This window comes from Vibrio sp. R10-SG-ISO4 (assembly GCF_059834135.1).
On sequence record NZ_JCBDHJ010000019.1, the window covers coordinates 1 to 11,268 of the forward strand.

Annotated in this window: 9 protein-coding genes and 1 pseudogene; 9 read left to right on the top strand and 1 reads right to left on the bottom strand. The window is 44.8% G+C overall.

Translation table 11 applies throughout. The annotated features are described in order from the left end of the window. Nucleotides 1–38: 38 nt before the first annotated feature. A complete protein-coding gene (locus tag AC6R03_RS14875) occupies nt 39–692 on the bottom strand; it encodes a cold-shock protein (RefSeq protein WP_500632309.1) in 654 nt (217 codons plus the stop codon). A gap of 1,167 nt (nt 693–1,859) precedes the next feature. On the opposite strand from AC6R03_RS14875, the gene AC6R03_RS14880 reads away from it, so the two are divergent. The 9 genes and pseudogenes from AC6R03_RS14880 to AC6R03_RS14920 all read left to right on the top strand — a co-directional run bounded on the left by AC6R03_RS14880 (nt 1,860) and on the right by AC6R03_RS14920 (nt 10,772). After that, complete coding sequence (locus AC6R03_RS14880; RefSeq protein ID WP_500632310.1) at nt 1,860–2,834, top strand: autoinducer 2 ABC transporter substrate-binding protein; 975 nt, start codon at nt 1,860–1,862, stop codon at nt 2,832–2,834. Between the two features lie 62 nt (nt 2,835–2,896). Continuing rightward, on the top strand, nt 2,897–4,390 hold the full coding sequence (locus AC6R03_RS14885; protein WP_500632311.1) for a sugar ABC transporter ATP-binding protein: 1,494 nt from the start codon (nt 2,897–2,899) through the stop codon (nt 4,388–4,390). After that, the gene (locus AC6R03_RS14890) at nt 4,383–5,381 is read left to right on the top strand and encodes an ABC transporter permease (protein WP_500627397.1); all 999 of its coding nucleotides are present in this window, start codon (nt 4,383–4,385) and stop codon (nt 5,379–5,381) included. The genes AC6R03_RS14885 and AC6R03_RS14890 overlap by 8 nt, the downstream gene beginning before the upstream one ends. 3 nt (nt 5,382–5,384) lie before the next feature. Then, complete coding sequence (locus AC6R03_RS14895; RefSeq protein WP_500632312.1) at nt 5,385–6,344, top strand: ABC transporter permease; 960 nt, start codon at nt 5,385–5,387, stop codon at nt 6,342–6,344. A gap of 11 nt (nt 6,345–6,355) precedes the next feature. Then, nucleotides 6,356–7,990, top strand: a complete 1,635-nt coding sequence (locus AC6R03_RS14900; RefSeq protein WP_500632313.1) for an FGGY-family carbohydrate kinase — start codon at nt 6,356–6,358, stop codon at nt 7,988–7,990. Nucleotides 7,991–8,224: 234 nt separating this feature from the next. Further along, nucleotides 8,225–8,493: pseudogene (locus tag AC6R03_RS14905) on the top strand (type II toxin-antitoxin system TacA family antitoxin). Then, nucleotides 8,490–9,023 carry a GNAT family N-acetyltransferase gene (locus AC6R03_RS14910; protein ID WP_500632314.1) on the top strand — a complete coding sequence of 178 codons (534 nt, stop codon included), beginning with the start codon at nt 8,490–8,492 and terminating at the stop codon, nt 9,021–9,023. The pseudogene AC6R03_RS14905 and the gene AC6R03_RS14910 overlap by 4 nt, the downstream one beginning before the upstream one ends. Nucleotides 9,024–9,160: 137 nt before the next feature. Then, the gene (locus tag AC6R03_RS14915) at nt 9,161–9,625 is read left to right on the top strand and encodes an ASCH domain-containing protein (RefSeq protein ID WP_500632315.1); all 465 of its coding nucleotides are present in this window, start codon (nt 9,161–9,163) and stop codon (nt 9,623–9,625) included. Between the two features lie 229 nt (nt 9,626–9,854). Then, nucleotides 9,855–10,772: an HNH endonuclease gene (locus tag AC6R03_RS14920; protein ID WP_500632316.1), complete on the top strand. Its 918-nt coding sequence runs from the start codon at nt 9,855–9,857 to the stop codon at nt 10,770–10,772. Nucleotides 10,773–11,268: the final 496 nt, after the last annotated feature.

Consider the following 11,268-nt stretch of genomic DNA (forward strand, 5'->3'; position numbering starts at 1 on the left):
TAATGAGTCTGAGCAATCAGAGCAGGATGATGGTGCGCTCAACTTGTGATGCTGAAAAAAACTAAAGCAATGATAACTATTACGATCCAGTTCCAGGGGAAGGTTTGCCAAAAGCGACGACGCTCAATTTTTGCGATTTCTTCGGCGGCTTTGGTTTCCGCAGCTCTTAACTCCGCAGCAAAAGCCAAGTCAAACGTATCCTTCTTCTCGGGTGAGCACTCAACGTCGTTCGCAACGATTGCTAGAACCGCATGAGCTTCGTGCATCGAATAACGATAGTTTCCTTTACTCCATGTATTACGGTGCATCTCCATATCCAACAAAGCATTGCATCCACAGCGTTTAGCGAGTTGGACAAGGGACTGACGGCAGACATCGGGATCCCTATCGAAAATACTGGCGACAGGCTTAATCACTATGGCCTGCCCATGTTTCAGCTTACTATCGCGGCGCATTATAAAACCACTGCTTTTCTTCTTGGTGTATGTGACCGGCACCAACTCTAGCTTTTTGGCTTGCATGCCTTTTGGTGTAGGGACATCATCAAATCGAAACTTGGTTCCAGTGCGAACTTGTGAAGGGGGGATAGATTTAGGTATGTCTGAAACATGAAAGAAATAGCTTTCTACACCAGTAGAAATGAAACCAAACCCCTTATCCTGAGAAAACGATTTGACGTAACCTTCGAGCATAACGCGTCCTTTGTTATTTACTTGCTTTGGAATGGATGGAATGAAACAACTGAGATTCAAAGTATCAAAGGGCTGTGCATCATCTATCTAAGATAGTCACCACTCATTATGGCCCCCTTGTCTACATCTATTTTTAACAGGGAATCCGCATCAGCGGAAGAACTATTGGGGTAGTGTTTCATAGAAAAAAACAACACCGACGGGTACATCGCAAAATGTGCAGTTTACTTCCTAACCACACCCTCGGACCGTAACTTACGTACTGTGTACAAATGCAGCCAGTTGACCGAATTATTCTTATGAATGCATACAGCCGTCTAAACTCATTTTGGGGTAAAACCTTTTACGATACAGGGCTTTTAGGTTCGGATTGAGACAAAAGCGCCTTAGTGCTAACGGTCTAGATCACTTGTTAGCAGACGCAGGCCTGATACAGGTCGGCCTTCTATCCGCCTGAACTTCACCTTGTCGATACCATCAACTATAGGTGCCCAGGTCAATTTTCACCTAATGATAAGCGCACTCTAACCGGCAACCACTTTGCTTGGCGTCGTGGATAAGAGCAACTAGATGCTACCTTTCATCGGTTGAGGTTAGTCGTCCTCTGGTTTTTCTTTTGTCCAATTCCTTGCTGGCTAGAGGAGATGCATGTGCGTGAGGATTCGAACCGAGTTCTAGTTCTGAACGGTCTACTTCAGTAGCCGTTTGTGTAAACCAAGTACTATTATTCGTTATATAATTACAAACCGTCTGTGTTCTCTACTTTTCTTATCGTGGACGAAAATGATGAATGCCACTCAAATAACATGTAACAACATATTTAATTGCTATTTATTGTGATTAAGCAATAATTTTCATCAATTGATCTCTCTTTAATAATCTTTCCTGCTCACCTCGATCTGCATTCATTTTCCAAACCCAACACAGATGTTACAGATATGTTTAACTTGTTAAACTAAATGACATGAAATACAGAAATAACTGAAAGTTAAATTACCCCACACCTCGCTTGATACATTTTAATAACATAGTTTTATAATAAAACTTACATTAACGTGTGTAAGTCACAATTCAATATCTGGTGCTCGATATTCTATTGAAATACATCTTAAGATTGTTTCATCGGTTCAACTCACCCTACACATAACAAATAAAGGATTGATGAAGATGAAAAAGGTCTTACTGAAAGCGGCAGCTTTAACGCTAGCCCTTGCTGCGGCAGGAGCTCAAGCTAAAGATTATGAAATCGTGAACGTAGTTAAAGTGTCTGGCATTCCTTGGTTTAACCAAATGAACAAAGGGATCGAACAAGCAGCTACGGATTTCGGCGTGACAGCTCGCCAGCTTGGTCCTTCCACTCCAGATCCAGCGCAACAAGTTAAAATTATTGAAGACTTAATTGCCAAAGGCGTTGATGCAATTACTGTGGTACCGAATGATGTAACTGTATTGGAGCCAGTATTTAAAAAAGCTCGTGAGAAAGGGATTATCGTATTAACCCATGAATCACCAGATGGACATGGCGCGGATTGGGATATCGAAACGATTGATAACCAAGCCTACGCGAAAGCAACCATGGATGAGCTTGCAAAAAATATGGACAAGCAAGGTGGTTACGCGGTTTATGTTGGCTCATTAACGGTGCCACTGCATAACAACTGGGCAAATCTAGCGATCGATTACCAAAAGAAAACCTACCCAGACATGTATGAAGTCACTAGCCGTATGCCAGTTGCTGAAAGCATCGATCAATCTTATGCCGCAACGAATGACCTGATGAAAGCACACCCAGATATGGCAGGTATCGTTTCTTACGGTTCATTAGGTGGCATCGGCGCAGGTGAAGCCATTAAGAAAAAACGCGCAAAAGACAAAATCAGCGTCGTGGGTATTATGATGCCAAGCCAAGCTGCTCCGTACTTAGCTCGTGGCGAGATTGATAAAGGCTTCTTGTGGAACCCAGCAGATGCAGGCTACGCCATGGTTGCCGTTGCTAAGCAAATGCTCGAAGGCAAAGACGTATCACAAGGGGTCAATGTCCAAGGGCTGGGTGATGCAGAAATCGATACGCAAAACCGCGTGATCAAGTTTAACAAGATTCTAGAAGTGGATAAAACCAACGCACGTCAGCTTGGTTTCTAAGCTAAACAAACTCTGTTCTAAATTGGGCGGTGCAACGCCGCCCTACCATATTGGAAATGATCATGTCTGGAACTCCTTTTATTACCCTCAAGCAAGTATCCAAGCACTTTGGTTCCGTGAAGGCATTGGATGGGATAAACCTAACATTCAATCAGGGTGAGGTGCACTGCTTAGCCGGCAAAAATGGCTGTGGGAAAAGCACATTATTTAAAGTGATATCTGGCGTTCACGCACCAGAGAAAGGCGCTGAAATCACATTAGCGGGCAAACGCTACTCTCGACTCACTCCACAGCAATCAATAGAGCACGGCATTCAAGTTATCTATCAAGACTTATCCCTATTCCCAAACTTGACTGTCGCAGAGAATATTGCCATTCAGGATCATGTTGAATGGGCAAAAGGGCTGGTGCAACAAAAGCGTATCCAGAGCATTGCAACTCAAGCAATGGCAAAAGTCGGTGTCAAATTACCACTGAATAAACGTGTTGAGCAGCTTTCAATTGCCGAATGTCAGCTCGTCGCCATTTGCCGAGCCATGGCATCTGATGCCAAACTAATGATCATGGATGAGCCAACCGCCTCACTCACTCGCACCGAAGTGAATCACCTCATCGAAGTGGTCGCAGACCTTAAATCCAAAGGCGTCACAGTGGTATTTGTGAGCCACAAGCTTGATGAAGTAATGGAGATCTCCGACCGAATCACGGTCATTCGTGATGGCCGAACCATCGGTACCTATCAAGCTAATGAAGTTGACAGTGACGAATTGGCTTTTCTAATGACCGGACAACGATTCGAATTCACACCTCTTGCCGATTACCACCAGCAAGGTGCCGTCAAACTTGAAGTCGAAAAGCTGTCAAAACGTGGCCAGTTTGACGATATTTCATTTCGAGTTCGTGCGGGAGAGATCGTCTCCATCACCGGCTTACTTGGCGCAGGCCGAACCGAATTGTGCATGGCACTGTTCGGCATGACTCAACCAGACAGCGGCGTTATCCGCATAAACGGCCAACCAACTACATTCAAATCTAACCGTGCCGCGATTTCTCAAGGCATCGGTTATGTCTCTGAAGACCGCATGTCGACAGGGTTGGTGATGGAACAGGCAATTCAAGACAACATCACTGCCTCAGTCATGCACAGACTGAAGAAACCCTCAGGTTTTCTTGACCATCTAAAGGCAAACAAGCTCGTCGATAGATTGATTTCTTCATTGTCCATCAAAGTCGCGGACCCAAAACTCCCGGTAACCAGTTTATCCGGTGGTAATGCGCAGCGTATCTCTATCGCAAAATGGATTGCCGCAGAACCAGAAGTGCTCATCCTTGACTCTCCGACCGTGGGTGTCGACGTTGCCAACAAAGAAGCAATCTACACCATCGTAAAAGACCTTGCCGCAAAAGGAATGGCAATCATCATGGTCAGCGATGAAATCCCAGAAGTGTTCTACAACAGTCACCGCGTGATTGTGATGAAAGAAGGACGTTTTACTCATGACTTCCAACCCGCTCACTCTACCGAGCAACAAATCATGGAGGCAGTCAATGCTTAACCAGTTTCGTTGTTCCTTATCTTCATTCACCAAGCGTCATGAGTTCTACCTCTCATTGATGATTGTGTTGATTGTCGCAGTGCTGACTTTTACCTCTGAAGATTTCCTCACTCTTGGAAACATCTTTGATATGTCAGTCAGCTCTGCATTGCTAGGCATCATGGCTTGTGGTTTGTTTGTCGTGCTTATCGCTGGCGGCATCGACATCTCATTCCCAGCGACCGCTGCGATTGCGCAGTACATCACCGCGACGTACATTTTGACGATTGGTGGTAACTTCATGATTGCGTTTGCTATTGCAACCGTTGTGGGTGTGTTACTTGGCATGATCAACGCCACACTAGTATACAAACTCAAGGTGCCAGCGATCATCATTACCATTTCAACATTGAACGTGTTCTTTGGCTTACTGATTTACTTTAGTAACGGCGAATGGTTGTACGGTTTTCCTGACTGGTTTATGGATGGTATTGAGCTGTTCACGTTTACCGGTAGCGACGGCTATGACTACGGTTTATCACTGCCAATCTTAACCTTAGTTACAATGATTGCCCTCACCTCATTCCTGATGTCTAAGACCCGCTTAGGTCGTCAGATTTACGCGGTAGGCGGCAATGCAGACGCGGCCAGTCGTATTGGTATTAACCTCTTTGGTATTAATCTGTTCGTTTATGGCTACATGGGAGCACTAGCAGGCATTGCTTCAGTGGTTCAAACCCAAATTACCCAATCAGTCGCTCCAAACTCTCTTATGGGGTTTGAGCTTACGGTACTGGCTGCTGTTGTACTTGGTGGCACGAGTATGACAGGAGGCAAAGGTACGCTGTTTGGCGTGGTCCTTGGGGTGATCTTGCTCGCTGTTGCTAAGAACGGTCTGACGTTGCTCGGTGTACCTTCATATTGGCACACGGTCGTAACTGGCTTAATCATTGTTTGCAGCATCAGCATGACGGCAATCAATGAGAAAAAACAAGCGCTACAAGAGGCATAAACCATGGAACAAGTGCTAAATAGTTTAAAGCTACCGACAGACAAGAACATTCGTTACTTACTGGTGATTTTAGTTGGCATTCTCGCCGTTATGGCGTTCTCAAGTGGGCAAGCATTCTTCTCCATTGATAACTTACAATCGATGTCATCGCAAATGCCACTGCTCGGTCTACTGGCACTGGCAATGGCCGTGTGCATGCTCACTGGTGGTATCAACCTGTCGATCATTGCAACAACCAACGCGTGTGGTTTGGTAATGGCGAGCATCATTACTCAAGCTCCTGATAGCTCAACAATGCTTATCTTGGCGCTTTTCGGAGGCCTCATTACCGCTACGGTTATCGGCTTGCTCAATGGTGCATTGATCGCGTACGTTGGCGTTTCACCAATACTCGCAACCTTAGGGACAATGACCCTGATTAACGGTCTGAACGTGTTGATCTCTGGCGGTAGTGTTATCTCTGGTTTCCCAGAAACCCTTTTGGTACTCGGCAACGGCTCTAACTTTGGTGTACCTATGCCGCTGATCTTGTTCGTTGGCTTTGCAATCGCCTTATGGGCACTATTGGAACATACCAGTTTAGGTCGAACCATCTACCTGATGGGGTCCAATGAAAAAGCCACTCGCTTCTCTGGTATCAACACACAAAAAGCAACCTTGTACGTTTATGTCATCTCTTCTGTGCTTTGTTGGGTCGCAGCCATTGTGATGATGGCAAAATTCAACTCCGCGAAGGCTGGCTACGGAGAATCCTATCTTTTGACGGCCATTCTCGCTTCAGTACTGGGGGGAATTAACCCAGACGGTGGTTTTGGACGCATTATCGGAATTGGTCTTGCACTTATCGTATTACAAACATTAGAAAGTGGCTTTAATTTGCTGGGAGTGAGCAGCTATCTCACTATGGCGCTATGGGGCGGCATCTTGATCTTATTTATCTTCTTACAAAAAAATAAGGCTTAACGGAGCAGTATATGAGTATTTATTTTATCGGCGTTGATGTAGGCAGTGGCAGCGCGCGTGCGGGTGTCTTTAACGCAGAAGGTCGTAAAGTGGGCGAAGCCAAACGCGACACCATGATGTTCAAACCTCAAGCTAACTTCGTTGAGCAATCTTCCGATGACATCTGGCAATGTGTATGTCTTGCGGTTAAAGATGCGGTTTCTCAAGCCAACATCGACCCTATCCAAGTCAAAGGCATCGGTTTCGATGCAACTTGTTCATTAGTCGTGTTGGATAAAAGTGGCCAGCCGCTAACGGTGAGCCCTACTGGGCGCAGCGAACAAAACGTCGTAATGTGGATGGACCATCGTGCTATTGCTCAAGCCGATCGGATCAACAAAACTCAGCATCCTGTATTGGCTTATGTGGGCAACCGTATCTCACCAGAAATGCAAACACCTAAGCTGCTTTGGCTCAAACAAAACATGCCGAATACATGGGCAAAAGCAGGTTACTTCTTCGACCTGCCCGACTTTTTAACTTGGAAAGCAACATTTGATGCCAGTCGTTCCCTTTGCTCAACCGTATGTAAATGGACATACCTTGGCCATGAAAACAAATGGGATCGAGGCTTTTTCGAACTGATTGGTTTGGAAGACCTACTGGAAGATAATGCAAAAACCATTGGTGACAGAATTCTACCTATGGGCCAGCCTGTTGGTGACGGTCTAACTGTGCACGCAGCCGATGACTTAGGTTTAACCCCAGGTACTGCCGTGGGCACATCCATCATCGACGCCCATGCCGGTGGTATTGGTGTTCTTGGTGCCTCAGGGATGACGGGTGAGAAAGCCGACTTTAACAAACGTCTCGCTTTGATCGGCGGAACCTCGTCTTGCCATATGGCAGCATCAAAGACTGCTCGATTCATTGATGGTGTTTGGGGAGCGTACTACAGTGCAATGATCCCGGGTTACTGGCTCAATGAAGGTGGGCAATCAGCTACCGGTGCTTTGATCGACCACATCATCACCTCTCACCCACTGTATGAAAACGCGAAGGAGCTAGCCGATAAACAAGGCAAAACCGTTTATCAACTATTAAACGATCGCTTGTTGGAACTGGCTGGCAACAAAGAAGACATCGCATTTTTGACAAAAGACATTCATGTTCTGCCTTACTTCCATGGCAACCGCTCGCCGAGAGCGAATGCTCATTTAACTGGCACAATCACCGGACTAAAAATGACAAAAACGTTGGATGATATGGCATTGCAGTACCTTGCGACCATTCAAGGCATCGCACTCGGCACACGCCATATTATCGAAGTGATGAACGACTCAGGCTATGACATCGATACCATTATGGCCTGTGGCGGTGGTACGAAAAACAGTGTCTTTCTACAAGAACATACCAACGCGACTGGCTGTATGATCCTACTGCCAGAAGAGAGTGAAGCCGTACTTCTTGGCTCTGCAATGTTGGGCTCCGTGGCTGCAGGTTTCTACAGCGATATTCCAGATGCGATGAATGCGATGAGTCGGATAAGCAAAAGCGTGATGCCTCAGACAGAGAGAATAAAACACTTCTATGATGCGAAGTACAAAATTTTCCACAAAATGTATGAGGACGATGCTCAATACAAACGTCTAATGGAGGCGTTTTAAAACATCTTTCTAACACAAGCCAAGAAAAGCCGCCTAATTAGGCGGCTTTTCATTACAAGCTAAAATGTCTTTCATCTTGAATCTATCGTCCATCACGAGCGTTAAACTGTTCGTTAGCCGATACTTAACGAACGTCATGTCATCTTCCGTAAACTATCCGTACAAATTGAATGCAATCTATATTCACGCGACAATCAACAACGTTACGGAATAGTTCCGTACATAGGAGGGTGTATGGCAACAGCACGTTTAGATATTCGCCTTGATGAAAAGATCAAAGCAAAGGCTGAAAAAGCATCTGCTTTACTTGGTTTAAAAAGTCTCACTGAGTATGTAGTTAGACTTATGGACGAAGATGCAACTCATGTCATTGAAAAGCATGAAAATATTGTGGTTAAAGATAGTGTTTTTGACGAATTTATGACTGCTTGTGACAAAGCAAAAGCACCGAATCAAGCCTTGCTGAAGCTGCCAAATTTTCAGAAAAAAGTGGTATTAAGTGAGTTGGGGTCAAGAGTTCGTAGAACTGAGCAAATCAAATCACGACCGCAATTCATTCGATTGTGGTGAACCTGAACTGAATACATTTATCAAAACTCAAGCGGCAAAGCACATGCAAGCAGGAATTAGCCGCACGATGGTTTTGCCGAGTACTCAACCACTACTTAATAAAGAGCACGCAATTTGCGCATTTTATAGTGTTGCACCGAGTTCTATCAGCCGAGAAACATTGCCTGCCCTGGTAGCGAAGAAACTGCCTAGGTACCCAGTCCCAGTTTTTCTATTGGCTCAATTAGCTGTACATAAAGAATTTAATGGCTCAGGGCTTGGGAAGGTTAGTTTAATTCGTGCACTTAAGTACTTGTGGGAAGTTAATCACCACATGAAGGCATATGCTATTGTTGTGGAGTGCCTTACGGATGCAGCCCAGACATTCTATACAAAGTTCGGCTTTGAAGTTCTGTGCGAACACAATGAACGTATTCGTATGTTCTTGCCAATGAAAACGGTAGAACAGCTTTTTAGCCAATAGGTCACGAATACAACAACTTACTCAAGCGGACGCCGAACGCTCGGTGGATTTGGTTTGAGTTACTGTGGGCTTTGTGGGGGCATCGAAGGCGCTACTTCGCAAGGTGTTATATGTAAGTCTATTGTCGAATCAAAATCATGGATGAAAGAAGTAGAGTTTTCCTGGAACAATACCTGAACTCTTTACCTAACGAAGTGGCTTCCAAATACACTTCGTTCAGCTCAGACTATTTCTGTGCAGATGAACACAATGCTAATCTCTGTGCAGAGTTAATCCTTCGCGGTGAAAAGCGTGCATCATGCAGCTTGGATTATTGGTACAGTGAAAAATGTGAGCCGATGCCAGTCGTTGGACACCTTCAAGTAGTGACAAATTGGGATGGTATACCGGTTTGCATTATAGAAGTGACGTCCGTAACCAAGCAAAAATACAACGAAGTAACACCGGAGTTCGCTGCCTTAGAAGGTGAGGGGGACAAGACTTTAGATTGGTGGCGGAAGGCGCATTGGAACTTCTTCTCAAAAGAGTGCGTAGAGCTAGGAATATCGCCGTCGGAAGATATGCTACTGGTCCTAGAGCAGTTCAAAATGGTTCACAAGTAAAAATATAACCATTCAAGCATAGTGACCACTCACAACCACTACAGGACGATGCTCCTTATCCCACCCCAAATGGCAATAGGCACTTAAGGGTAAGATGCCGTTAGTGGAAGTTACTGGGCAATAGTCTCTGACCTTTCCTCCTTATTTCACACAAGGCGTTTACTACGAACAGTTTTTATGCGATAAGACCTAAGAACTCAATTACTTACATACATTTTCGAGGTTTCTAGTGGCTTATTACTGGGTCAATCTTGGGGTTTCTTACAAAGAGGTGCGAGACTTCAAATTTCTTTGGGCGCCTTCTCATACTTATACAGCTTCTGGAGAAAAAACGGTTAAAGCAGGCTGGGGTCACGTGCCTAATATTAAGAAAGACGATGTCATTATTTGTCATGAAAACAAGCGAGTAATATACGTTGCCCAAGCATTAGATGACGCTTATCCAGCTCCTAGGCCAGAAAGCAGAACTTACGATGAGTGGAAGAAAGAAGGTCACAAGGTCGACGTCAACCTCATTGTATTAAATCGACCCGTTTCAACCGATGAGTTCAAACATCACATCATCGAGCGTTTTAACGACCAATGTGACCCAAAGCTTTTCACGGTGGATGGAAATGCGACACAAAATTATATGGTTGCTATACCTGAGAGTGTCGCGAGCATTGTACTGTCGAGCATTGAAGACGATAACTTGTGTCTCCTCATGCAACCCTCTAAGTCTTCAAGCAACACAGCACGTAGAAAGCGCAAAGCAACCAAAGGCGGTGTTCGTAGCGCTCGATCCAACGCACGTATTGGGCAAGGAGCATTTAGAGATGAAGTGCTCGAGATATGGGACAATACTTGTCCCGTTACGAAAGTCGCACTGCCTGAGCTACTGATAGCTTCTCATATTGTTTCTTGGGTATTAAGTGATGATGATGAAAAGATCGATGGCTACAACGGCTTCCCTTTCACCCCCAACGTCGACAAGTTGTTTGATAAAGGGCTCATTTCCTTTTCAGATGACGGTTTACTTCTAATAAGCCCACACCTATCAGTTGCAACTCTCAATGCCTTAGGCATTCGTGAAGATACGAAGATCGCAGGGCTTACTGAAGAGCACATCTTCTACCTAGAAAAACACAGAAAAACATTCGGGTTTTAACAAAAAACCTCATACCCTTGCTGATGTAAAACGTGTATTTCCACTAGTTGCTCCTGATTGATCATAGTCGGCCGCTTTGTCCATGTTACGAACGGATAGTTTGACTCAGGTGGATCAATTTTACATCGGCGCTGACACTACATCGTAGTTCAACGTTAAGCACGTGTTCAAGGGCACTACGCTATCGCTTTTCAATTTCGGCACTTGGGAACGGCAGTTTATACATCAGCTTTCGTTTATTGGATTGAGAAAGGATTTGACATCAATGTGTTAAAATTAGCCATGTCTGGTATAGTTTTAGTTGGTATCTCAAATCACTTATCCAGTCAGATTGAAAAGGAGAAGACAGATGAACGGACTTGATATTATTCTGTTTATAATCATTTGTTTTGGCATTTTTGCCGTCAATGCTGACCGCATCATCGCATGGTGTGACAGGCAATTGGCAAAAAAGCACTAAAAGATAACGATAAGCACAACTAGCGCTTATCTACAT